Below are 25246 nucleotides of genomic sequence, written 5' to 3'. Positions count from 1 at the left end.
TAATAGCGCATTTATTGCCTTGGAATTCGCACATGAGCTGGTTGAAAAAACTTCTTCCCTCCAGAGTTAGAACGGAAGCAACCCTGAAAAAAGTCCCGGAAGGACTATGGGTCAAGTGCCTTGGATGCAGCGCGGTTCTTTATCGCAGCGAGCTTGAAAAGAATTTTTCCGTCTGTTCCACCTGCAATCACCATCACCGTATCAGCGCCCGTGAACGGCTGGCACAGTTTCTCGATGAGTCAGGCCAGGAAGAGATAGCCGCTGATCTTGAGCCGGTTGACCGCCTGAAATTCAGAGACTCCAAAAAATACCGCGACCGCATCAGTCAGGCCCAGAAAGCGACCGGTGAAAAAGAAGCTATTGTGGTATACAAAGGCTATCTCAAGCAGCAGCCAGTGGTTGTGAGCGTGTTTGAGTTTGGCTTTATGGGGGGCTCCATGGGAGCTACCGTGGGAGAGAAATTTGTTCGCGGCCTTGATGCGGCAATGCGCGAGGGGCGTGCGTACGTCTGTTTTACTGCAAGTGGTGGCGCGCGCATGCAGGAAGGCCTCTTTTCGCTGATGCAGATGGCCAAAACTTCGGCGGCTCTCGCACACTTTGCCAAAACGGGCCTGCCGTTTATCGTTGTGCTGACAGACCCGACCATGGGCGGAGTATCCGCAAGCTTTGCAAGCCTTGGCGATATCATCATCGCCGAACCCAATGCCCTCATCGGTTTTGCAGGTCCCCGTGTCATCGAGCAGACCGTGCGTCAAACGCTGCCGGAAGGGTTTCAGCGCAGTGAGTTTTTGCTCGAGCACGGGCACATTGACATGATAGTCGAGCGCCGTAAACTGCGTGATACAGTTGCTGAACTGATTGCGAAATTGACTCACCGCTCCCACACCGTTGATGACGAGTTTGCCTGAGATGTCGGTTGAACACTGGATGCGGGAAATGGAGCAGCGTCGAGGCGGCGCCATCCTTCCGGGGCTTGAGCGTATTCGAACCATTGGTGAAACACTTGAGCTCCTGCATCCTTCCTGCACGGTCATTACGGTAGCCGGTACGAATGGAAAAGGCTCAACGGTTGCCGCTCTTGAATCGCTCTACCTCGCTGCTGGCTATTGTGTTGCAGCGTATACTTCCCCGCATCTTATGCGCTTTAACGAGCGGATTCGCTTTAACGGAGCGGACATTTCAGACGCGGATATGAGTCTTTCGTTTTCGGCCGTTAATGCAGCCGATACCGGGGCAATCTTAAGCGGTTTTGAACTGTTGACACTTGCAGCACTCTGGCATTTTAAACGCCTGCAACCTGATGTTTTAATTCTTGAAGTAGGCCTTGGCGGACGTCTTGACGCAACCAACGTTATCGACAGTGATGTAGCCGTTGTGACCACCGTTGACTATGACCACCAGGAATATCTTGGGCATACGCTTGCAGAAATTGGCGCTGAAAAAGTCGGTATTGCCCGCAGCGGTAAGCCACTGGTGCTGGCACAGGCCGGGTTGCCATCAGAGGTTATTGAACGCTGTCATGCTGCAGGGTGCACGCTGATTCAGCGTGATGTGGATTATTTTGTTGAAGAGAGCAGTGAGAAACTCATCGTTACCCTGCAGGATAAGCGTATGATTTTTGCTCGAGGCGCGCAGCGCCTGCATCCAGAGGCTCTGGCGAGCGCCATTGTGGTCAGCGAACTGCTGCAAGAGCGGCTGCCATTGACACCCGCTCAGCGCGAGGCGGGGCTTAGTCGGGCACAGATTGCCGGGCGTGTACAATACCTTGCCGGCGATGTGTCCGTTTTGTACGATGTATCTCACAATCCCCAGTCTGTTAGCAGGCTGGTTGAGACGCTTGAAGGCCTTTCACATGCGGGAGACGTGCATGCGGTGTTTTCCGCGCTTGGTGATAAGGACATTGACAGTCTGATAGCAATGATGCTGCCGCATGTTGATTTCTGGTACACAGGCGTACTGAACAGTCAAAGGGCCGCAGGTGCTGAGCGGCTGCGGGCGGCCTTTGCGGCCAATGCCCGTGAGGTTCATGTCTATCCAGACATTGAAGCCGCATGGGAAGCTGCTTGCCACAGAGCGCGCACTGGTGATTTAATTGTCGTCTATGGTTCGTTTCTGACCGTGGGCGCCGTCATGTCCGATGGGCGGTTGCCCTCGGCGTTCAAGGAGGTTGTATGAAACTGGCACTTGATGAAAAAACAAAGCTGCGCCTCATAGGGGTAGCGGTCATCGTATCCATCGTGGCAATTTTTTTACCGGCAATGATGAAGGCTTCAGCCTCCGGTCATCGCTTTGAAGATACTATGAGTGTTTCGGTGAGCCTGCCAGAGAAACCTGCACTGCCGAAGGTGTCTGAGGCCAGCGAATCGCAGGTTTTTGAGACGGTTAAAGTGGCGAAGGTAGATGTGCAGGCGCCAAAGGATGCGCCAGCGGCTTACGAGCTGGCTGCGGCTGAGCCGATTTCTTCAGATGTTTACGCAGAATCAGATGCGCGCCCCTCAATACAGGCGGCCGCGGCAGCATCTGCCATAGCTCCGGCACCAAAGCTGGCTCCCTCAAAACCAAAGGCCGTTGCGCGAGTGTCTCTGCCCAAAAAGCCACAGATACAGGCCGCGAAGCCAGTCACTGCCACAGGCAAAACCATCACTTCGGCGAGGAAGCCGGTCTATGGCGTGCAGCTGGCACTGTTTTCAAAGCAGGAACTCGCTACGCGCCTGGTCACGCAATTGCGGGCCAAGGGCTATACCGCGCGTATTAACACTCTGAAAACGGCCGCAGGTCCGCGCTATAAGGTGATTGTAGGTGCAGTGAATGAGCGCCAGGCGGCTCAAAAGCTGCAAGTCCAGCTTGCGGGTGCTGTGCGTATTAACGGGTTTATCGTGAATACGGGAGTTGCCTGATGCAGTGGGAGTGGGTTGATGTAGCAATACTTGGTGTAATAGGGCTTTCTGTACTGACCGGTTTTTTTCGAGGGTTTGTGCGTGAGTTGATTTCGCTCTCCGTATGGGGCCTTGCGCTCTGGCTTGCTTACTCGCAGTCAACGCGCCTTGAACCGATACTCGCCTCATACATTCATGATAAAACCGTGTTGTCGATGGCGGCCTTTTTTGCTCTCCTCGTGGGCACGTTGATTGTTGGCGGTATAGTCGGTGGCGTTATAGGGTTTGTCATTCGTAAGACGGGACTTGGCGGCACCGATAGACTGTTAGGCATGGGCTTTGGTTTTGCCAGGGGCGCTTTCATAGTGGCGCTCATGCTGCTCGTGGTTAAAATGACAGCGATACCGCTTGGAGAAAGTGCCGAAAAATCGCTTTTCTACGCCCGATTTACCCCGCTTGTAGAGTGGCTGCATGCGCGCATGCCAGCGATACTTGATCAGGTCAAAGAGCTTGAGGCTCCCTACCACCTTGTGGATATGCCCAAATTACCGCAGGAAACAGTACGTGCGTTATCTGAAAATGCGGCAGCATTGGCTGATACCGCCGCAAAATCTGGTCAGTGAGGGAGGCCCGTCAAACGGGCTTCAGATATAAACCGTTTAAGCGTATGTAGGTCAGTACGTCTGGCGGCAGCAGGCTGCTCACATCCTTCCCCGGCTGAAAAAGCGCCTCCCGCACTTCAGTCGATGAAACAGGGTATTTCCCGGCGTTAATGCGCACAATGTACCCAAACGCTGTGTGCAGGAGGGTGTTGGCAATTTCTGGTTCATGCACGCCGGGTGCATGACTCCACATCTCCTGCAGCTCATTCGGAAGCACGCACGGAGCTTCATCACGTGCGGCAACCAAAACATTGGCAAGACGCGTCAGTGACTGCCATTGATGCCAGCGCGGCAGTCCGGCAAAGGCATCCATTCCAAGAAGCAGGGTAATGCTGGCCTCTTTTCCATATTCACGGCGAAAAGCGCTCAGGGTATCAACCATCCATGAGGGGCCATCACGGGTAATTTCACGGGTATCAATGCGACAGTTTTGACCCTCAAGTGTGCTGCTTTTAATGGCAAGTTCCAGCATGCGGATACGGTCTTTCGCACTTGCGCCAGGCTCTTTTTTTAGCGCTGGAATCCTGCACGGTACAAATACCAGCTCACTGGAGGGTAGCTGTTGAAGAACTGCCTCTGCAATACCGATGTGCCCGAGATGTACAGGGTCAAACGTGCCGCCAAAAACTATCAGCGCGGTCATAAGGCCATCTTCCCACTAAGTACCAGTGCGATACGCTCAAGGCTCTCCCATACCGGGTAGGATGCATTGCTTTTACAAAAAGCATCGAGGGTGCCGGCGGTCTGCAGGAGAGAGAGCAGCAGCGGTGTTTGCAGGCGCAGCAGTGCATTCTTGTAAAGCGGCACACGTTTCGGCCATATTTTCAGACCCGCCGCTGCAGATTCTACCGACATTGATGGTAAACGCGTAGAAAGTTGCAAAAGATTACGAATTTCCTGGAGCAGATACCAGAGTACCAGCAACGGCTCCTCACGCAGTTCACGTGCCCGCCTGAGCACATGCAGGGCTTTGGTAGCGTTACCGGCAATGCAGGCATCTGCCAGCTCGTAGAGCGGAAATACACTGGCATCCTCTAAAAGCGCGTGTATCTGCTCATCTGTCAGTGTGCCTCCGGGCGAAGTAGTCAAAGCCAGCTTGTCAAGTAATTGTCTGCAGGCAAGCAGGTTGTTTGCAGTGTTGTGTACGATGAGTGATACAAGTTCAGCACTTGCTGTGAGTTTCATGTGCGAGAGTGCGCTTGTGAGGTAGCGGCGCAAACCCGCGGCATCAGGGGTTTGTGCCTGAACAACCAGTGCTCGAGGGTGGCTCGTGTAGCGCTGCAGCGCCTTTACGCCAACTGCGGGCGCGCGCATGAGAAGTGTGGTGCGGGGATTGGGGTTTTCAAGCCAATCGTCAAAAAATGTGCAGGCCCCGCTGTCAAACGTTTTTTTTTCAAAACGCGCACAAATGAGGGTGGTTTCAGCAAAGAGTGAGTAACTGCAGGCTTCGTTTGCGAGCTGCTCCCAGTCGGCGGCTCCTGCAATGTCCATGTGGATACAGGTGCTTGATTCAGAATCCTCATGCACCGCGCGAATAGCGCGCTCGGAATCTTCCTGCAATACAACTTCCCCACCTGTCAGGAAATACAGGCTGAAACGGGTTCTGGCGAGGAGTGCTTTGAGGTTTTCCGGTTTGGCAAGCATGGTATCCCTGCTAGGGGCGCCGGGGCGCAGGTGGTTTCGCCGCTTTGGCGCTGTTCATGCCTTCGCGGCCGATACGGGCAAGAATCTGAGTTGCGGCATCCTGCTGCATTTCATGCACCATGCGAGCCTCCTCTTCGTCTGAGCCAAGAATACGGTCATTGTTGATGGTGAGCTGTTTCGCAATAGAAATGCTGGCGGGGGGAACCCGCATTACTCCCTCGCGGGTCTGCAACCAGAAGCGAATGGTGTAGATAAGCTGGTACTGGCGGGGTGCGGTGCTGGCAGCAACGTTGGTTATCTGGCGCTGTATGGTTTCCTCGCCGAGAAACAGCCAGAAATGCGCGCGATTCTGTTCGACATATACTGGGACATGCCAGGCTTCCAGACGCTCGCGAAGAATCGTCATCATGTCGCGGTTTTGCTCCTGCGAGACAACGGCCACACTGTCAAGCCAGGCGGGTATGTCTGAGAAGCCTCGCAGTTGAAAGCCGCATGCGCTGATAATAAGCGCAAAGCCAATCACCAGTAGCGGCCGGACGGTTTTCATTCCTGTACCACCAGGTTAATGAGCTGACGATGGGCCACTACAATGGCACGCAGGCGCTTTTTACCGGCAACAAACGCTGCAGCCTCAGTTTCGGCACGTGCAATGAGATGCTCCTCGCTCTCGTCAACTCCTGCCACAAACTGCGCACGCAGTTTTCCATTGACCTGCACCACCCAGGTGACTTCCTCACAGCGAAGGGCGGCCTTGTCAACGCGCGGCATGGGTGCGTCAATGATGGCCTTCTCAAAGCCAAGCTCCATCCAGAGATAATGGCAGATGTGTGGCGTCATCGGGGCAAGAAGCCGCAGGAGAATGCTGAAGCCTTCATGCAAAAATGCGTTGTCCAGTTCATTTTCCGGAGTAAAGCCTGAGAGCTCATTAAAGAGCTTCATGCAACCGGAGACGACCGTATTAAACTGTTTGCGCTCATAGTCCAGATTAGCCTGCTGCAGCGTCTGATGCACCGTATGACGTGCTTTCTTGAGGCGTGCATCCCCCGTTTCCCAGTCCATGTGGTTGTTACCATCCATGATGGCATCGTTTACGGCAAGTATGCGCGCCTTATGCTGCAGGGCAAAGGCATAAACGCGCTTCAGGAACCGGTGCGCACCCTCTACACCACTGTCAGACCACTCCAGTGATTGCTCGGGGGGGGCTGCAAAGAGCATAAACAGTCGTGCCGTATCGGCGCCGTAGGTGTCAATCAAGTGATTGGGGTCTACAACGTTGCCAAGTGACTTGGACATTTTGCTGCCGTCTTTCAACACCATGCCCTGCGTGAGCAAGGCGGTGAACGGCTCATCTGAATTCACCAGTCCCTCATCACGCATCAGTTTGTGGAAGAAGCGCGCATACAGGAGGTGCATGATGGCGTGCTCAATGCCGCCGATATACTGATCCACCGGCGTCCAGTATTTGGCCCGGTCATCGAGCATGGCGTTTTCCTGACCCTTGCAGGCAAATCGCGCATAATACCAGGAGGATTCCACAAAGGTATCGAACGTATCGGTTTCCCGGGTCGCATCGTGCCCACACTTCGGACAGGTGGTGTGCAAGAATTCGTTGCACTGCGCGAGGGGCGAGCCGGCACCGGTCAGCGTGATATTTTCAGGCAGCACAACCGGCAGAGACTCCTCCGGTACGGGCACCACGCCACACTGTTCACAGTGAATCATGGGAATGGGCGTGCCCCAGTAGCGTTGCCTTGATACACCCCAGTCACGCAGGCGGTAATTGACGCGAGGCTTGCCGGCATGCAGTTCCTGAAGGCGTTCGGTAATCTCGGTTTTGGCCTTGTCGGAGCTCAGGCCGTCAAAGGCGCCGGAACGGGTCAGCACGCCCGGCTCTGTATACGCTCCAAGCGTGTAATCGTGCGAAGTGCCGTCAGACGGCAGAATCACTTCGCGCATGGGCAGGTTATAGCGTTTGGCAAATTCCCAGTCGCGCGCGTCGTGTGCCGGTACTGCCATGACAGCACCGGTGCCGTATTGCATCAGGACATAATTGGCAACCCATACAGGAATGTCTTCTCCGGTGAGGGGATGTGTTGCCCTAAAACCGGTATCTACACCGCGTTTTTCAAGCGTTGCCAAATCCGCTTCAGCAGTACGCACGCCGTTCAGGCTGTCAATGAAGGCCTGTACCTCAGGATTGCGGGCGGCGGCTTCCCGTGCAAATGGATGATCAGGCGCTACGGCAATCCAGGTTACGCCCATCAGCGTATCTGCGCGCGTGGTATACACTTTGATGCGCTTTGGAAAGTCTGGAACCGGGAAGGCCACTTCGGTACCACTTGAGCGACCAATCCAGTTGCGCTGCATCTGCTTCACCTGTGACGGCCAGTGCTCAAGGCTGTCAAGCCCGTCCAGAAGTTCATCGGCGTAGGCGGTAATTTTGATAAACCACTGCGATATCTCGCGCCGTTCAACGAGTGCGCCGGAGCGCCAGCCGCGACCGTCAATGACCTGCTCATTCGCAAGTACCGTGTTATCGACCGGATCCCAGTTGACGAGGGCATTTTTTTTGTACACAAGGCCTTTTTCAAAGAGTTTGATAAAAAACCATTGTTCCCAGCGGTAATATTCAGGGTCGCAAGTGGCGATTTCGCGTCGCCAGTCATAGGCATTGCCAAGACGCATGAACTGCGCTTTCATGGCAGCAATATTATCCATGGTCCAGCGTGCCGGAGGAATGCCATTTTTAATGGCGGCGTTTTCGGCTGGCAGGCCAAAGGCATCCCAGCCAATCGGCTGGAGCACGTTCTTGCCAAGCGCACGCTGGTAGCGGGCAATGACATCGCCAAGGGTGTAGTTACGTACGTGCCCCATGTGCAGGGTTCCACTTGGGTAGGGGAACATGCTGAGGCAGTAAAATTTTTCCCGGTTTAAATCCTCAGTGACACTGAAGGATTGTTTTTTCTGCCAATAATGCTGGGCCTGTTCTTCAATCTTCTGAGGTATATAGGTGGTATCCATGGGACATTTTTTTATGACTCGGGTTGCCAAGAATACTCCCTCTTTATCCTGACAGCAAGGGGCAGAAGGGCTATAAGCAGAAGCAGTGTCGCAAGTATCAGAGCGGGTGCGTCCCCGAAGCGTATCCAGGGCGTGGTGCCTGTCGCGGGGTAAATGTGACTTTTCAGCACGCCTTCGCTGAAGGCGGGGAGACTGTCGACGATTCGGCCCCGCGGGTCGATGATGGCAGATAGACCGTCATTGTTGGCAACCACCTGATAGCGTGCCGCCTGTAGTGACAGCGCCTGTGCCATCTGCAGGTGCTGATAGAGCGCGAGTGATTTTCCAAACCAGCCGTCATCACTGACGGATACAATCCACTCAGCACGCGGGAGCTGGCGGCGCAGCACCTCACCATATCCCAGTTCATAACAAATGAGGGATGCGATGGGGTGACCGTGAATGCGCACGGGTTTTTGGTGGTTGCTGCCGGGAAGGATGTTGGCTTCAGGAATGCCAAGACGCGCGGTAATGCCTGAAAACGCGGAGGGAATGTATTCTCCAAAAGGCACCAGCTGCTGCTTGAGGTAGCTGCCATGAGCGCGCCCCACCCCAAGAAGTGAGTTGTAAAAAAGCGTTTCGTTTTCATTTGCCGGACGCGGGATACCCAGGAGCAGCGCACTGCCGGCGGCATCAGCATCATGATCAAGCCTTGCGAGTACGTCACTTATCCAGCTTTCAGGCAGGGGAATGGCCGATTCGGGCAAAATGATGAGTTCGGTTCCGAGCAGGCCCGCGATTTTTTTCTCGTAATGCGCCATCAGCTCCCAGAAGAGGGTTTCATCCCATTTATCGCGCATCGAAAGATTGGCCTGAACCACGCCGACCGTGAGCGGCTTTTCCGCAAGGGTCGTCCATGAAATATGTTGCAGAGCCGAGGGCAGGAGAATCATCGCCACACCGCTCAAAAGCCACCATTGACGCCGTTGTATGCGGGCATCCATTCCGTGTGCCAGCAGCAGTGCGGCAAAACAGGTCATAAACCCGGTACCAAAAATACCGATAACGGGCAACAGAAAGCCTGGTGGTGTATCCACCTGACTGCCGGCAAGCAGCAGCCAGGGAAAGCCTGGCATCACGGCGGCACGCAGTGCCTCAGAGAGTGTCCAGATGGCTGCAAACAGCAGGCTTGAAAAGAGCGGCTTTTGAGTGCGGGCAAGTATCACCCACAGCGCGCAGGTGCTGGCCGGCAGCAGGGCAAGCAGTGTGGTAAAGCCCGCAGTAATGAGGGCGCTTGCCACCATATTGAGGTGTCCGTATTCGTGTACGCTCACAAATACCCACGATACCCCGAATCCAAAATAACCAAGACCAAAAAGCAGACCGCTGATAAAAGCCTCACGCCCCGACTGACCTCGAAGCACCAGTATCAGAAAGGCAATCCCGAGAAACACGAGCCCCGGCAGGTGAAAGGGTGCGAAGCCCAGCGGGAGGAGCAGTCCGGCAAGGAGTGGTCGCAGCATACGCACGAGGCGCTGAAGACGTGAATGTATGCCGACTGGTACGGCTTCGGTAAGGGGCAGGGGGAGCATGTCTTTGTCAATGCTTTAAATGACGCACCATAGTGCATGGGCGGAAAAAGATCAAGTCGGGGAGAGGGGCAACAGGGGCGTCCCCTTTTGCTTTACCGGTTAATTGGTGTAGGATGACCGCTCGTTTTGCAAGGGAGAAGGACTGCATGTATAACGTACTCATAACTGGAGCAGGGAAAATAGGAAGCCTCATCGCGTGCCTTTTGGGCAACAGCGGCGATTACGCAATTCATCTTGCTGACAGCAGCTTTGAAGGAAGCGATGTTTCGCGCCTTCTTGGCCATATGTCATCGATTCGCACGGTGGCGCTTGATGTCAACGATGTCAATGCCACAAAAGACTACATGAAACAGCAGGGCATTGTTGCGGTCATTTCCAGCCTGCCTTATTTTTTAAACCCCAAAGTTGCTGAAGCGGCACGTGCTGCCGGTGCGCATTATTTCGATTTGACGGAAGATACGGCCGTAACCGATGCCGTCAAGGCCATCGCCGAAGGTGCTGGCAGTGCGTTTGTACCGCAGTGCGGACTCGCTCCAGGCTTTATCAGCATCGCTGCCAACAGCCTGATGTCCGCATTTGATACCTGCCTGCATGCCCGTCTTCGCGTAGGCGCTCTGCCGCAGCGAGCCAGCAATGCGCTGCATTATTCGCTGACCTGGTCAACAGACGGTGTTATCAACGAATACGGCAACCCCTGTTTTGGTATTGCCGCAGGCGAGCCCGTCACAGTGGCGCCGCTTGAAGGGCTTGAGTCCATTCAGATAGACGGCTGCGAATATGAAGCTTTTAATACCTCGGGCGGGCTTGGAAGCCTTGCCGAAGTATACCTGGGACGCGTGCAGACGCTCGATTACAAAACCATCCGCTACCCCGGGCATTGTGAGAAAATGCGTTTTCTCATGAACGACCTGCGTCTCAATGATGACCGTGCCACGCTGCGCCGCGTGCTTGAAAATGCCATTCCCAAAACACGCCAGGACATTGTCATTGTTTACGTTTCAGTCGAAGGCATCCTGAACGGTGAGCTGACGGAAAAAAGTTACCTTAAAAAAATCTTCCCGATGGAGATTGCGGGGCTTGAATGGTCGGCTATCCAGATCAGTACGGCAAGCGGCGTGTGTGCCGTGGTTGATCTTGTACTGGGTCAGGCGAATGAATACCGTGGGTTTGTGCTGCAGGAGAAATTTGCCCTGGAAGCGGTACTTGCCAACCGTTTCGGAAAATACTATGCCGGAGAGCAATAAATGACCTTGTTAAAATCGCTTGGAATTGAGCCACTGAATCCCGGAGCCTTCAGTGGCTCCACTGTAGCCGGTAACCTTGAAGGGCGACGGCTTGTCTCGTTTAACCCCTCCACCGGTGAACGACTGGCAGAAGTTGCCACCTGTACCATGGAAGATTATCACGTGCTGATGGAGCGCCTGCAAAAAGCGTTTCTCGCATGGCGCGAAGTGCCTGCACCGCAGCGTGGAAACATTATCCGGCAGATGGGGGATGCCCTTCGCCGCCATAAGGACGCGCTGGGGAGTCTTGTAGCGCTTGAGATGGGAAAATCGAAGCAGGAAGGCGATGGCGAAGTCCAGGAAATGATAGACATCGCTGATTTTGCGGTTGGGCAATCGCGCATGCTTTACGGTAAAACCATGCATTCAGAGCGTCCCATGCACCGCATGTATGAGCAGTGGCACCCCTATGGCGTTGTTGGGGTCATTTCGGCGTTTAATTTTCCGGTAGCGGTATGGGCCTGGAATGCGTTTATTGCGGCCATCTGTGGTAACGTGACGCTCTGGAAACCTTCGGCGAAAACGCCGCTTTGCGCCATTGCCGTGCAGCATATCTGCAACGCAGTACTCACTGAAAATAACTGCCCGGAAATTTTTGCGCTCTGCATCCCGGAGTCACACGCCATTGCCGATGCGATGGTAGAAGATACACGCATTCCGCTGGTGTCGTTCACAGGCTCAACGGCCGTTGGCCGCACGGTTGCTGCAAAAGTAGCCACACGCCTTGGCAGAAGCATTCTGGAGCTTGGGGGCAACAACGCCATTATTCTTGATGAGAGCGCTGATTTAAACCTTGCCATCCCCGCCATTGTTTTTGGAGCGGTGGGTACGGCCGGGCAGCGGTGCACCTCAACCCGGCGCCTGTTTGTGCCGCGCGCGTGTCATGATGACATTGTTGAGCGTCTGCGAAAGGCGTATGCACAGGTGACCATCGGCAACCCTCTGGATACGAAAAACCTCATGGGTCCGTTGATTGATGCGGGTGCGGTTAACCAGTTTCGTGATGCCATCGCGCGCATTGCCAAAGCCGGCGGGCGTATTGTGTATGGGGGCGAAGCACTCACGGGTGACGGACATTTTGTGCAGCCGACACTGGTTTGTGGTGTTGAAAACCAGTGGGACATTGTGCAGGAAGAAACCTTTGCGCCTATTCTCTATGTGATGCCCTATGACACGCTGGAAGAAGCCATTGCTCTGCAGAATGCGGTGCCGCAGGGCTTGTCCTCTGCACTTTTCACGACCACGCTGTCGCATGCTGAACGGTTTTTATCGGCTATGGGCAGTGACTGCGGTATTGCCAATATTAATATCGGCACCAGTGGTGCTGAAATCGGTGGCGCGTTTGGCGGCGAAAAAGAAACAGGCGGTGGCCGTGAATCCGGTTCAGACGCCTGGAAGGGCTATATGCGCCGACAGACCAACACCATTAACTGGGGCAAAACGCTGCCGCTGGCACAGGGCATCCGCTTTGAGTTATAGCCAGGTATCTTAGAGAAGGAATCATCCATGCAATCTCCTTGGAACATCCAAACAATCGCCGTACTGGGAGCCGGAGTCATGGGCGCTCAGATTGCCGCCCACTGCGCCAACGCGGGTTTTGCAACGCGACTGTATGATTTACCAAGCGCCACAGGCGATGCCAGTGCCATTGCAGTCAAAGCCATCGCAGGCCTTGGGAAGCTGAAACCGCCACCGCTTGGGTTTTCAGGGTCGGCTGCCGGCATCACGGCGTGTAATTATGACGAGCACCTTGAAGCGCTGCTGGAATGTGACCTTGTCATTGAAGCGATTGCCGAGCGTTTTGACTGGAAAGAAGCGCTTTATAAGCGCATTATCCCGTTCCTTGGCGCACACGCGATTCTTGTAACCAACACTTCAGGCCTTGGTATTAATGCGCTCTCAGAGGCACTGCCAGCGGCACTTCAAGAGCGTTTTTGTGGCGTACACTTTTTTAATCCGCCGCGTTACATGCATCTTTGTGAACTGATTCCTTCTCAAAAGACACATCCGAAACTTTGCGATTATCTGGAAACCTGGCTCACCCGTTTTCTTGGTAAAGGGGTGGTGCGCGCTAAAGATACTCCTAATTTTGTAGCAAACCGTATCGGCGTGTTTTCCATGCTCACGGCATTGCATCATGCAAAAACCTATGAGCTTGGCTGTGATACCGTGGATGCCCTCACAGGTCCATTGATTGGCCGCCCTAAATCGGCGACGTTTCGTACCATGGATGTGGTGGGGCTTGATACCCTGGAGCACGTGGTCAAGACCATGCAAAACCAGTTGCCGGATGACCCCTGGCATGCGCTTTTTTTCCTGCCTGACTGGCTTAAAGGCCTTATCAGTGCTGGCGCGCTTGGACAAAAATCCGGTAGTGGGGTGTATCGCAAAAACGGTAAAACCATCGAAGTGTATGACGTTGAAAGCGGCAGTTACCGTGCCGCTCAAAATGGCGTGCGGGAAGAGGTGCGCGCCCTGTTTGCGGTCAAAGACCCCGGCGCGCGTTTCGAGGGACTTCTTGCATCCACGCTCCCGGAAGCCCAGTTTCTGGTCGCCTGCCTGCGGGATGTCTTTCATTACAGCGCCTTTCATCTGGACGCAATCGCCAATACTGCGCGTGATGTCGATGAGGCCATGAAATGGGGTTTTGGCTGGCAGGAAGGGCCCTTTGAAACCTGGCAGAAAGCGGGCATGATAACAGTATTTGACTGTGTTTCGCAGGCGATTGCAGATGGCAGGTCGCCTCGCAATGCCACTCTGCCGGCATGGCTTGCACCGTTAACCGCGTTTTATGTGAATGATGGTGCGTTCAGCCCGGCAGGAAACGCACTGGTGCCGCCATCATCACTGCCAGTTTACGCGCGCCAGCTTGCAGTCGCACGCAACCCCATGGCGACTCCAGAACCGCACGAGACCCTTTACGAAAATAAAGGGGTGCGTCTGTGGCATCTTGCCGACAATGTGGCGGTACTGAGCTTTTTGAGCAAGGCAAACAGCATTGGCGAGCCGGTGCTTGAGGGCATGCAGGCGGCTCTTGATATCGCAGAAAGTCGTTGCAGTGGCGTCATTATCTGGCAGACGGACGCCTCTACTTTCAGTGCGGGTGCTGATTTAAAAGCCGTTGGCGAACTTGCGGTGGCAGGTGAATTTTCAGCCATCGAAGGCATGATAGAACGCTTTCAGAAGCTGATGATGCGCATCAAATACAGTCCGATTCCAGTCGTTGCCGCACTACGCGGCAGAGCGCTTGGTGGCGGGTGTGAACTCTTGATGCATTGTGGAGCAGTGGTTGCCGCTTTTGAATCTTATCCGGGGCTTGTAGAAGTTGGTGTAGGATTGATTCCAGCCGGGGGCGGCTGTAAGGAAATGGTGCTTCGTACCTTTGAAGAGGGCATCGAAACCTTCGCTACGCTGCAAAAGCGTTTTCAGCAGCTTGCGACAGGATTTGTGCCGGGTTCTGCCGTTGAGGCGCAGAAAACGGGCTATCTTGATGCAAAAGCTTCATGGGTCATGCACTCTGGAGAGGTTTTATATGTAGCGCTTGAGCGCGTGAAGGCGATGTGTGCCGCAAACTATCGCCCGCCGCTGCCGGCGCGTTTTCAGGTATACGGACGTGAAGGGCGCGCGCGCCTGCAAAGCGGGCTTGTCAACTGGCGTGAGGGTGGGTTTATCAGTGCGCATGATTACGTGCTGGCAACACACCTTGCCAATGTGCTCTGTGGCGGCGAGGTGTATGGTGGTCAGTGGGTGGATGAGGACTGGATGCTGCATCTTGAGCGTGAAGCATTTATGGCGCTTGTGAAGACACCAGAAACACAGGCACGTATCCGCGCCATGCTCGAAACCGGCAAACCACTGCGTAACTGAGGAGTATGAACATGACTAATGTGTATGTAGTGGATGTTATCCGCACACCGGTTGGCAAGGCTCCACGCGGTGTATTTCGGCATACGCTGCCGGATGATTTGCTGGCGCACACCATAAAAAGTATTAGTAAGCGCAACGAGGGCGTTGACTGGTCAGCCGTCAGCGATGTCGTCGTTGGCTGTGCGATGCCTGAAGCGGAACAGGGAATGAATGTTGCCCGTATTGGCTCGCTGCTGGCAGACCTGCCGGTGTCGGTTCCCGCGATGACTATCAACCGTTTTTGCTCGTCAGGCGTGCAGAGTATCGCTACAGCTGCCGCCGGCATGCTGCATCAGGGCGGTATGCTCGCACTCGCCGGCGGTGTAGAGAGTATGTCCATGGTGCCGATGGGGGGGAATAAGTACACGCAAAACCCGTCCATTTTTGAGAATGCGCACATCAGCATTGCCTATGGCATGGGAATAACGGCTGAAAACGTTGCCAAACGTTACGGTATCAGCCGTGAAGCACAGGACGCGTTTGCATTCGAGAGCCATCAGCGGGCACTTAAGGCGCAGGAGCGCGGTGATTTTACTGCGGAAATTTCGCCAGTCATGACGCTTTTGCGTAATGCCAATCTTCAGTCAGACAGGGTTGATACCGCTGAACGCTTGATTAGTATTGATGAAGGGCCGCGTGCGGATACGACACTGGAGGCCATCAGCCGTTTAAAGCCGGTTTTTGCCCTTCACGGCACCGTAACGGCCGGTAACAGCTCCCAGATGAGTGATGGTGCCGCCATGGCGCTCCTTGCAACGGAAGAGGGTTTGAAGCGCTTTAACCTGACTCCCATGGGGCGGCTTTTGAGTTATGCCGTTGCCGGCGTTCCTCCTGAAATCATGGGGATAGGTCCTGTTGAGGCCATTCCACTGGCCCTCAAACGCGCGGGGCTTGCGCTTTCAGACATCGACTGGATTGAACTGAACGAAGCTTTTGCTGCCCAGGCACTCGCCGTTATTGAAACGCTTGATTTACCCCGTGAAAAGGTCAACCCGCTCGGTGGTGCCATAGCACTTGGTCATCCGCTTGGCGCAACCGGCGCGATACGTACGGCAACGCTCTTGCATGGCCTTCGCCGCACGGGTGGACGGTATGGCATGGTTACCATGTGCATAGGCACAGGCATGGGGGCTGCAGCGATTTTTGAGCGCCTTTAAAGACCATTGATGATATGTCAATGAAAAAAAACAGAAATATAAAGCCGGGCTTAAAGTCCGGCTTTATATTCTAAGGGTCTGATTTGCGGCAAACCCACTCATCTTCTACGCTATGAATAAGGACTATCCGCTCGGGACAGGTATGCGCCATATTGCACTAGCCACGCTGCTTGTGACGACCAGTGTATTTGCTGATGAATTCATCGGTTTTTCCGCCTATGAAAATGGCGATTACACCACGGCCTATCAACAGCTGATTCAACCGGCCAAATCCGGCAATGAAGAAGCGATGTATGTTATCGGGCGCATGTACCAGTATGGCTATGGCGTTAATCGCTCCCCGGTTAAAGCGCTGGAGTGGTATCAAAAGGCCGCGGAAAAAAATTACGCGCTGGCACAGCTTGGGCTCGGGTTTATGTATGACACGGGCGATGGTGTTCAGCAGGATTATAAAAAAGCCTTTGAATGGTACAAAAAATCTGCGCTTCAGGGCAATGCCATTGCGGAGCGTAATGTCGCATTGATGTATGCTTCCGGAGATGGTGTGAAGGCCGATGCCCGTGAAGCATTTTCATGGTTCAAAAAGTCTGCCGTGCATGGCTACAGCAAGGCGCAGGTGAACCTCGGTTATTACTACATGCTGGGTGACGGTGTTAAAAAAGACCCGGAACAAGCCTTTTTCTGGTATAAAAAAGCCGCTGAGCAGGATGATCCAAAGGGTCAGTACAGCCTTGGAGTACTTTACACCGGCAAGTATGGCATTCCTGAGGATGAAGCTCAGGCGACTTACTGGTTTTCTCAGGCGGCCAACAACGGGCATCGAGGGGCACAGGCATCCCTTGCCTATCAATACCTGAATGGCCTTGGAATTGAGCGTAATCCTGAAAAAGCCGTCTACTGGTATCAAAAATCGGCCGAAGCTGGCAGTACGGATGCACAGACTGCGCTGGGTCAGTTATACATGACGGGAACTGGTGTCGATAAAGATTACAAGCAGGCGGTTTACTGGTTTGGGGAGGCCGCGGGATATGGTGACCCCCTGGCACAGGGTAAGCTTGGATATCTCTATATGGCGGGGCTCGGAGTCAGCAAAGACAACGCCCGCGCCTATGCCTGGCTGACCCTGGCCTCCAAAGGGGGGGATGCTCAGGCGCAAAAAGACCTGAGCGGGCTCGAAAAAAACATGAGTGCCAGTGAGCGAACCGACGGAGAAGCGTTTCTCAAAAACATCGAGATTCGCACTCCGCCGCCTGAATCGGATTAGGGCGTGTGAGAAGACGTGCTGGATGAAGCTTCTGACGTGTCAGCAGGCTGTCTCATGTTAAAGATCCCGAGTGTGGGCGCTTGCAGCGGACTGTTTTCAAGGCGTAAGGTATAAATCTCTTCAACTCCAGGAAGCTGGCGCAGTAACTGCCGCTCAAAATCATGGTTTCGCGGGTGATTTTCTGTCAGAAACTCAAGCAGTGTTGCGGCGAGGCGACACTCGGTATTGGACAGTTCAATTTCTCCCGTTTCGACAGAAGGAGTGCGTGCTGCAAGTCTGTGCGTTTCCTCAAGGGCAAAAGCTTCAAGAATCTCATGACAATGCGCGTAATAATTAAGCTCTGCATATTCGAAAATTGAAGGAAAACGAAGCAGCAGCTTTATCATGGTGGCATCTTTATTACGGAGCGCCACATGGAATGCGGAATTAAACGCGTCAGAGGCAAGTGCTTCTGCCGTTTCTTGAGCTTCCTGCAGCAGGTATTCTGCATAGTCAACGCGTCCAAGTCGCACCGTTTCAGTGAAAAGAAGCTGTGCGTCCTCGAGATTTTCGTCGATAATTATTTTTGGGGTATGAAGAACAACTTTTCCGGTTTCACCGCTAAGCTTATGGCGAAGGGCAATTGCAATTGCATGAAGCCCGGAAAGCATCAATGCCATTTTATGGAATTCGCGCGGAAGATGTTTAAACAACTTAATAAAAACCGCATAATCCTTGTCTGCAATGAGTGCCATTTTCAGTGCCTGAACTATCAGCTCGATGGCGTCCTCGAATGTGAGAAGCGACAGATATTTTGTTATCATAGGCACTTTTCCAAGTGACGATAACGCAAGGAGCACAGAGGGGCGGCGTTCAACGCCCGGACAGTACTTCAGAAAAGCATAAAAATGTTTCTCATTTAGCAGGCTCGCAAACGCCGCGGCGATGACTTCCGGTGGCATTTTTATGGCTCGCGCCTTGTCAACGAAGGCTCCGACTTCAGCACTTTTCATGCCCGGATGTCCAATCACCATGCACAGCCATTGGCGTTGTGCACGCAACCCTGGTTTGTTACTGATGAATTGAGGGTCTTTTTTTGCCATACAAAATAAGTTGAGTTCATGAGGTTCTATATAAGCATTCAGCACTCTCAGCCAAAAGTGAGGATGAATTCCTTCGGGGCGGGTAGTGATTTTCTCTGGAGCAATAATCGGCAATACTGTCTTTGGCATGATAATTTTCAACAACTAATAAACAATTAGTCATTATAACAGCATTTTGTAATACGATCGATATATATGTCTATATAGAAGGCGTTTTCAGTGACTGCCAGCAGGCTGAGTAATCACATTCCCGACTCTGGTCTTCCATCGCGGTTTGGGTGATGCGCCAGGGGGAGGCGGTTTCAAACATGAATGCCAGCGTATTATCGTAGCGTTCAGGTTTAAGTGGGGCATGAGTCGCGGTTTCCCACGTCTGTGCATCCGGGCCGTGAGCGGTCATCGCGTTGTGAATGCTGACCCCCCCTGGCAAAAAGCCTTCCAGTTTTGCGTCATACGTGCCTTTAATGAGCCCCATGAATTCACTCATGCAGTTTTTGTGAAACCAGGGGGGGCGAAAGGTATTCTCAGCCACCATCCAGCGCGGCGGGAAAATGACAAAATCAAGGTTTGCTTCTCCGGGAATGAGACCCGGAGAGGTGAGTACCGTGAAGATGGAAGGATCCGGGTGATCAAAGCTTACGGTGTTAATGGTATTAAAAAGCGCCAGATCATACTTATAAGGTGCAAGATTACCCTGCCATGCGACAACATTGAGCGGCGAATCCGGGTATTCGGCCTGCCAGAGCGTATTTTGTGACTTGCACATAACGGTGCATATGCCGAGGTCTTTCTCAAAGGCTGCATCAGGGTAGACAAAATGGCGAGGGCAGGCAAGACCATTGGCACCGATGGGTCCAAGTTCCGGGAGCGCCAGCGGAACACCGGAATTTTCACAAAGGTAGCCACGGGCAAAGTCGTTTTCGAGCTCGACACGAAAGATAACCCCGCGCGGAATGACAGCCATATGGCCAGGAGCAATAGTCAGCACGCCAAATTCTGTGCACAGACGCAATGCTCCCTGCTCGGGAACAAATAGCATTTCGCCATCATGGTTCACAAAAAAACGCGTTGTCATTGACTGGTTGCACAGGTAACGCCAGGCGTTTACGCGCTCAGAACCTGCCATGTGCTGCAGGCCATCTACGAAGTCACACGCATGCGCGGGCGAAAGCATTGGCGCCCAGCGAAAAGGGTTGGGCGGCTGTATTTCCAGAAACGGCTGCACGAGATTGTTTTTTACAGAGATGAAGTCTTTATGTACAACGGATGGCAGCAGGCGATAGAGCCACGAGCGCAGATTAACATGGCGCGGGCGCGTGAAGGCGGTGCCGCTCAGCTGTTCAGCATAAAGGCCGAGCGGGCAGCGCTGCGGGGAGTTCTGATGGAGAGGCAGAGCCCCGCTAATGGCTTCACTCTGATGGTAGTTCCCAAATCCGTGCATGTGCATCCCTTCCTCCGCCATCCTCTACAATCAGACCAATCCTCGCATGATTTTACGATGCTGTCGAGGCAGCTGCCAAAGGTACACTATCAAGGACAGATGAAGGCACTGCTTCAGAACGTTGCCGCCCATAAAAAGTGGCGCTCCAGCTGTAGTCTTGTTGCGAACGAGGTGGCACTGGCGCATGCCCGCTCATAAGATACTGCTTGATAAACGTTCCGAGCTCATCGATGTGGCGTGTACGCTCGTCAACGGTGTTTTGAAATTCCAGACAGTTTAAGGCGGCATAATGCGCATGTATTTCCCGTATGGCTTCATCAAATTCACCGTTTGCTTCGAAAAATCGCTCCTTGTCTCTGCTCTGTCTCCACGCTTGCAGCAACTCATCAAGCACCCTTTCCGGAAGGGAGGCCACGTTCAGTGTGACCGCCTTACGGGTAAAACACAGCGGACCTTTTCGTCCATCCGCATGTTCTTGAATAACCCCATTCTCAGGGAGCTGCCCCCAGCCGTTGAGGGAAGAGTATAAATTTTTGAAACGCTGCTCGGTTTCAACGGAAGGGGTTGATGGCTCGAAACGTGCGCGCCCAAGTCCAAGATTCAGCCATTTAATCACGGCAACAATCGGTGACAACGCTGTACCGATGACGAAGAAAACGCTATTGGGGGCAATGAATTTTCCAGCAAAAATCAGCATGCTTAGCGGCAGGGTTAACACGACGGCGAGAAGATAGCCAGGTGTTCCGGTAATTTTTAAGCGCAGGCTGCGTTTATCACCGGCGAGTCCCGCAAATTGGGGCATGCCTAATGCGCCATTCAGGAAAGACCCTGAAAGTGCTGTAAAAGCAATCCACGATTCCCGGAACATGCGAAATCCAACTACAAGTGCAGCACCTGTGGCGGCCATGGGCGCGCCAAGTACGAGGCCCGGGAGACCGTAGCCAAAGATGTGATACAGTTTGCGCTGTTGATTGCGGACATCGTCTTCAATGCCGCCATTTTGAGCACGCTCATCATTCCATGCAAGAAAGCCCGCGGAATAGATGAGTCTGACGGCACTTAGCCCGGAGTTTTTGAGGATAAGCCAACCTGCTACAAAGGTTGAAGTAAAGAGTGCGGCAAGGCTGCCAATGAGCAGGCCGGGTGCGCCGAAGAGGTACTTGTTCAGAGGGGTGCGTTTAGCAATCTCATCTATCAGGATCTCTCCGGGCTCACGGAGTCCGGCATCGATGTGCAGCGGGTCAGTCAGCCTAAACCAGGCAAGCGGTATACTGAACCATGCATTATACGCCACCCGCAAAAAGAGGGAGGCCGCCATGGAAGGCAGCGCCAGCAGGGCGCCAATCAGTGCGCCCGGTGCGCCGATGCCGAATTTGGCGAAGCTGCTACGATTGTCATTTTCAATGCCGCCGTCTTTAGCGGGTTCACCGTTAAAGACAACAAAGCCTGCTGAATACACGATGTGCCATGCGGTCAGGGATGACTGTTTGAAGGTGCGGGTGAGTGCCACAAGCCCCATGCTGAGTGCGGCGAAAGGGGCGCCAAGGACGAGACCCGGAAGGCCATAGCCAAAGATGTGATGCAGTTTGCGTTTTGAGCCGTTGACATCGTCTTCGATGCCGCCATTTTGAGCGCGTTCATCATTCCATGCAAGAAAGCCCGCGGAATAGATGAGTCTGACGGCACTTAGCCCGGAGTTTTTGAGGATAAGCCAACCTGCTACAAAGGTTGAAGTAAAGAGTGCGGCAAGGCTGCCAATGAGCAGGCCGGGTGCGCCGAAGAGGTACTTGTTCAGAGGGGTGCGTTTAGCAATCTCATCTATCAGGATCTCTCCGGGCTCACGGAGTCCGGCATCGATGTGCAGCGGGTCAGTCAGCCTAAACCAGGCAAGCGGTATACTGAACCATGCATTATACGCCACCCGCAAAAAGAGGGAGGCCGCCATGGAAGGCAGCGCCAGCAGGGCGCCAATCAGTGCGCCCGGTGCGCCGATGCCGAATTTGGCGAAGCTGCTACGATTGTCATTTTCAATGCCGCCGTCTTTAGCGGGTTCACCGTTAAAGACAACAAAGCCTGCTGAATACACGATGTGCCATGCGGTCAGGGATGACTGTTTGAAGGTGCGGGTGAGTGCCACAAGCCCCATGCTGAGTGCGGCGAAAGGGGCGCCAAGGACGAGACCCGGAAGGCCATAGCCAAAGATGTGATGCAGTTTGCGTTTTGAGCCGTTGACATCGTCTTCGATGCCGCCATTTTGAGCGCGTTCATCATTCCATGCAAGAAAGCCCGCGGAATAGATGAGTCTGACGGCACTTAGCCCGGAGTTTTTGAGGATAAGCCAACCTGCTACAAAGGTTGAAGTAAAGAGTGCGGCAAGGCTGCCAATGAGCAGGCCGGGTGCGCCGAAGAGGTACTTGTTCAGAGGGGTGCGTTTAGCAATCTCATCTATCAGGATCTCTCCGGGCTCACGGAGTCCGGCATCGATGTGCAGCGGGTCAGTCAGCCTAAACCAGGCAAGCGGTATACTGAACCATGCATTATACGCCACCCGCAAAAAGAGGGAGGCCGCCATGGAAGGCAGCGCCAGCAGGGCGCCAATCAGTGCGCCCGGTGCGCCGATGCCGAATTTGGCGAAGCTGCTACGATTGTCATTTTCAATGCCGCCGTCTTTAGCGGGTTCACCGTTAAAGACAACAAAGCCTGCTGAATACACGATGTGCCATGCGGTCAGGGATGACTGTTTGAAGGTGCGGGTGAGTGCCACAAGCCCCATGCTGAGTGCGGCGAAAGGGGCGCCAAGGACGAGACCCGGAAGGCCATAGCCAAAGATGTGATGCAGTTTGCGTTTTGAGCCGTTGACATCGTCTTCGATGCCGCCATTTTGAGCGCGTTCATCATTCCATGCAAGAAAGCCCGCGGAATAGATGAGTCTGACGGCACTTAGCCCGGAGTTTTTGAGGATAAGCCAACCTGCTACAAAGGTTGAAGTAAAGAGTGCGGCAAGGCTGCCAATGAGCAGGCCGGGTGCGCCGAAGAGGTACTTGTTCAGAGGGGTGCGTTTAGCAATCTCATCTATCAGGATCTCTCCGGGCTCACGGAGTCCGGCATCGATGTGCAGCGGGTCAGTCAGCCTAAACCAGGCAAGCGGTATACTGAACCATGCATTATACGCCACCCGCAAAAAGAGGGAGGCCGCCATGGAAGGCAGCGCCAGCAGGGCGCCAATCAGTGCGCCCGGTGCGCCGATGCCGAATTTGGCGAAGCTGCTACGATTGTCATTTTCAATGCCGCCGTCTTTAGCGGGTTCACCGTTAAAGACAACAAAGCCTGCTGAATACACGATGTGCCATGCGGTCAGGGATGACTGTTTGAAGGTGCGGGTGAGTGCCACAAGCCCCATGCTGAGTGCGGCGAAAGGGGCGCCAAGGACGAGACCCGGAAGGCCATAGCCAAAGATGTGATGCAGTTTGCGTTTTGAGCCGTTGACATCGTCTTCGATGCCGCCATTTTGAGCGCGTTCATCATTCCATGCAAGAAAGCCCGCGGAATAGATGAGTCTGACGGCACTTAGCCCGGAGTTTTTGAGGATAAGCCAACCTGCTACAAAGGTTGAAGTAAAGAGTGCGGCAAGGCTGCCAATGAGCAGGCCGGGTGCGCCGAAGAGGTACTTGTTCAGAGGGGTGCGTTTAGCAATCTCATCTATCAGGATCTCTCCGGGCTCACGGAGTCCGGCATCGATGTGCAGCGGGTCAGTCAGCCTAAACCAGGCAAGCGGTATACTGAACCATGCATTATACGCCACCCGCAAAAAGAGGGAGGCCGCCATGGAAGGCAGCGCCAGCAGGGCGCCAATCAGTGCGCCCGGTGCGCCGATGCCGAATTTGGCGAAGCTGCTACGATTGTCATTTTCAATGCCGCCGTCTTTAGCGGGTTCACCGTTAAAGACAACAAAGCCTGCTGAATACACGATGTGCCATGCGGTCAGGGATGACTGTTTGAAGGTGCGGGTGAGTGCCACAAGCCCCATGCTGAGTGCGGCGAAAGGGGCGCCAAGGACGAGACCCGGAAGGCCATAGCCAAAGATGTGATGCAGTTTGCGTTTTGAGCCGTTGACATCGTCTTCGATGCCGCCATTTTGAGCGCGCTCATCATTCCATGCAAGAAAGCCCGCGGAATAGATGAGTCTGACGGCACTTAGCCCGGAGTTTTTGAGGATAAGCCAACCTGCTACAAAGGTTGAAGTAAAGAGTGCGGCAAGGCTGCCAATGAGCAGGCCGGGTGCGCCGAAGAGATACTTGTTCAGAGGGGTACGTTTAGCAATCCCATCTATCAGGATCTCTCCGGGCTCACGGAGTCCGGCATCGATGTGCAGCGGGTCAGTCAGCCTAAACCAGGCAAGCGGTATACTGAACCATGCATTATACGCCACCCGCAAAAAGAGGGAGGCCGCCATGGAAGGTAGCGCCAGCAGAGCGCCTATAACTGCGCCCGGTGCGCCAAAGCCGTATTTCAGATAATTCACCCGTCCATCTGTTTCAATACCACCCTCCCTGGCAGATTCACCGTTAAAGACAATAAAGCCCGCTGAAAAAACGATGCGTGAGGCCGTTAATGCCGAGTTTTTCAATGTGCGCCAGTTTATAATCCCGCCAGCGGCTAAAAAGCCGGCCAATGCACCGAGAACGAAGCCCGGCAATCCGAAGCCATATTTGTTAAGAAATTTATCTTCTTGAATGCTTTTATCCAGTGTTATCTGGTTATCGGCATCAAACAATGGATTAACGATGAAACTATAACCGACTTTCAGGCTGCTCCAGGAGTTGACCAGCATGCGTCCAAAGGCGATGGCGGCCATGCTCGGGAGGCCCGCGAGGAGCGCCAGGACAACGCCGGCCACACCATACATCTGGCGATACCATGGCATGCTGCCTTCGGGTACCTTAAGCTGAAAGCGCGGATTATCAGGAAGTGCCAGGTTGCAGAGACGCGCGTATAAAACGACAAGCAGAAGAGTTGCATTATAAACGGCAGGCACGAGAGTGATGGAGAGGAACCATGCAAGCGGATTTATGGGCAGCAGTGTCAGAGCGATTTGACCGATAAGGTTGAGAGAGCGCGGTGTTGGCGGCTCTTCGACATCAAAAAGCTCCTGCTCAATGGGAGCCGTATACTGGCCTAAAAGGTTAAAGTGCGCACGCACCGATTTCGCCGTGAAGCCTGCTGTGATTCTGCCAAGGCGAGCAGCGCCGTTTCCTGCCGTTGCCAGTAAATTGGCAAGGTTGTGCAGCAGTTCTGTGAGAAGTATCAGCATGGTCCTTTCGCTCCAGTAACCGTTGAAG

General features: G+C 53.9%; 17 protein-coding genes. 9 read left to right on the top strand and 8 right to left on the bottom strand.

The features are described 5' to 3' along the window. Positions 1-32: 32 nt before the first annotated feature. From accD to E4T54_RS02035, 4 genes are read left to right on the top strand one after another with little or no spacing between them, the layout of a single operon-like run. On the top strand, positions 33-908 hold the full coding sequence (gene accD, locus E4T54_RS02050; protein WP_028387106.1) for an acetyl-CoA carboxylase, carboxyltransferase subunit beta: 876 nt from the start codon (positions 33-35) through the stop codon (positions 906-908). 1 nt (position 909) lies between these two features. Beyond that, entirely contained in the window at positions 910-2175 is a 1266-nt protein-coding gene (locus E4T54_RS02045) for a bifunctional folylpolyglutamate synthase/dihydrofolate synthase (RefSeq protein WP_162150897.1), read from the top strand. Next, on the top strand, positions 2172-2897 hold the full coding sequence (locus tag E4T54_RS02040) for an SPOR domain-containing protein (protein WP_028387108.1): 726 nt from the start codon (positions 2172-2174) through the stop codon (positions 2895-2897). The genes E4T54_RS02045 and E4T54_RS02040 overlap by 4 nt, the downstream gene beginning before the upstream one ends. Further along, complete coding sequence (locus tag E4T54_RS02035; protein WP_065230339.1) at positions 2897-3499, top strand: CvpA family protein; 603 nt, start codon at positions 2897-2899, stop codon at positions 3497-3499. The genes E4T54_RS02040 and E4T54_RS02035 overlap by 1 nt, the downstream gene beginning before the upstream one ends. Positions 3500-3509: 10 nt before the next feature. Here the strand turns inward: E4T54_RS02035 and nadD are convergent, their stop codons facing one another. Genes nadD through lnt form a run of 5 tightly spaced genes read right to left on the bottom strand, consistent with a single transcriptional unit; the run spans position 3510 to position 9774 of the window. Next, entirely contained in the window at positions 3510-4181 is a 672-nt protein-coding gene (gene nadD, locus E4T54_RS02030) for a nicotinate-nucleotide adenylyltransferase (protein WP_028387109.1), read from the bottom strand. Beyond that, positions 4178-5182: a DNA polymerase III subunit delta gene (holA, locus tag E4T54_RS02025; protein ID WP_028387110.1), complete on the bottom strand. Its 1005-nt coding sequence runs from the start codon at positions 5180-5182 to the stop codon at positions 4178-4180. The genes nadD and holA overlap by 4 nt, the downstream gene beginning before the upstream one ends. A gap of 10 nt (positions 5183-5192) precedes the next feature. After that, the gene (locus E4T54_RS02020) at positions 5193-5729 is read right to left on the bottom strand and encodes an LPS-assembly lipoprotein LptE (RefSeq protein ID WP_051551020.1); all 537 of its coding nucleotides are present in this window, start codon (positions 5727-5729) and stop codon (positions 5193-5195) included. Continuing rightward, positions 5726-8203, bottom strand: coding sequence for a leucine--tRNA ligase (leuS, locus tag E4T54_RS02015; protein WP_028387111.1), 2478 nt, complete (start codon positions 8201-8203; stop codon positions 5726-5728). Before leuS ends, E4T54_RS02020 begins: the two co-directional genes overlap by 4 nt. 11 nt (positions 8204-8214) lie before the next feature. Further along, the gene (lnt, locus tag E4T54_RS02010) at positions 8215-9774 is read right to left on the bottom strand and encodes an apolipoprotein N-acyltransferase (RefSeq protein ID WP_028387112.1); all 1560 of its coding nucleotides are present in this window, start codon (positions 9772-9774) and stop codon (positions 8215-8217) included. A 146-nt stretch (positions 9775-9920) separates the two neighbouring features. Here lnt and E4T54_RS02005 point away from each other — a divergent pair, with 146 nt between their 5' ends. The 5 genes from E4T54_RS02005 to E4T54_RS01985 all read left to right on the top strand — a co-directional run bounded on the left by E4T54_RS02005 (position 9921) and on the right by E4T54_RS01985 (position 17384). Continuing rightward, complete coding sequence (locus E4T54_RS02005; RefSeq protein ID WP_028387113.1) at positions 9921-11018, top strand: saccharopine dehydrogenase family protein; 1098 nt, start codon at positions 9921-9923, stop codon at positions 11016-11018. Beyond that, positions 11019-12536, top strand: coding sequence for an L-piperidine-6-carboxylate dehydrogenase (amaB, locus tag E4T54_RS02000; RefSeq protein WP_028387114.1), 1518 nt, complete (start codon positions 11019-11021; stop codon positions 12534-12536). A 27-nt stretch (positions 12537-12563) separates the two neighbouring features. After that, positions 12564-14924, top strand: a complete 2361-nt coding sequence (locus E4T54_RS01995; RefSeq protein WP_028387115.1) for a 3-hydroxyacyl-CoA dehydrogenase/enoyl-CoA hydratase family protein — start codon at positions 12564-12566, stop codon at positions 14922-14924. An 11-nt stretch (positions 14925-14935) separates the two neighbouring features. Further along, positions 14936-16120: an acetyl-CoA C-acyltransferase gene (locus tag E4T54_RS01990; RefSeq protein WP_028387116.1), complete on the top strand. Its 1185-nt coding sequence runs from the start codon at positions 14936-14938 to the stop codon at positions 16118-16120. A 142-nt stretch (positions 16121-16262) separates the two neighbouring features. After that, a complete protein-coding gene (locus tag E4T54_RS01985) occupies positions 16263-17384 on the top strand; it encodes a tetratricopeptide repeat protein (RefSeq protein ID WP_028387117.1) in 1122 nt (373 codons plus the stop codon). Here E4T54_RS01985 and E4T54_RS01980 read toward each other — a convergent pair. The 3 genes from E4T54_RS01980 to E4T54_RS01970 all read right to left on the bottom strand — a co-directional run bounded on the left by E4T54_RS01980 (position 17381) and on the right by E4T54_RS01970 (position 25218). Continuing rightward, positions 17381-18595, bottom strand: coding sequence for a hypothetical protein (locus E4T54_RS01980; protein ID WP_131793706.1), 1215 nt, complete (start codon positions 18593-18595; stop codon positions 17381-17383). The two genes, E4T54_RS01985 and E4T54_RS01980, sit on opposite strands and share 4 nt — an antisense overlap. Before the next feature lie 70 nt (positions 18596-18665). Beyond that, positions 18666-19913: a homogentisate 1,2-dioxygenase gene (gene hmgA / locus E4T54_RS01975; protein ID WP_028387119.1), complete on the bottom strand. Its 1248-nt coding sequence runs from the start codon at positions 19911-19913 to the stop codon at positions 18666-18668. Between the two features lie 46 nt (positions 19914-19959). Continuing rightward, entirely contained in the window at positions 19960-25218 is a 5259-nt protein-coding gene (locus E4T54_RS01970) for a hypothetical protein (protein ID WP_135100385.1), read from the bottom strand. Positions 25219-25246 lie beyond the last annotated feature (28 nt).

Origin of the sequence: Legionella geestiana (assembly GCF_004571195.1) — a bacterium.
In the GTDB taxonomy this organism is placed as follows: domain Bacteria; phylum Pseudomonadota; class Gammaproteobacteria; order Legionellales; family Legionellaceae; genus Legionella_B; species Legionella_B geestiana.
The sequence above is the reverse complement of the archived record's forward strand: the minus strand, read 5'-3'. Positions and strand labels throughout refer to the sequence as shown.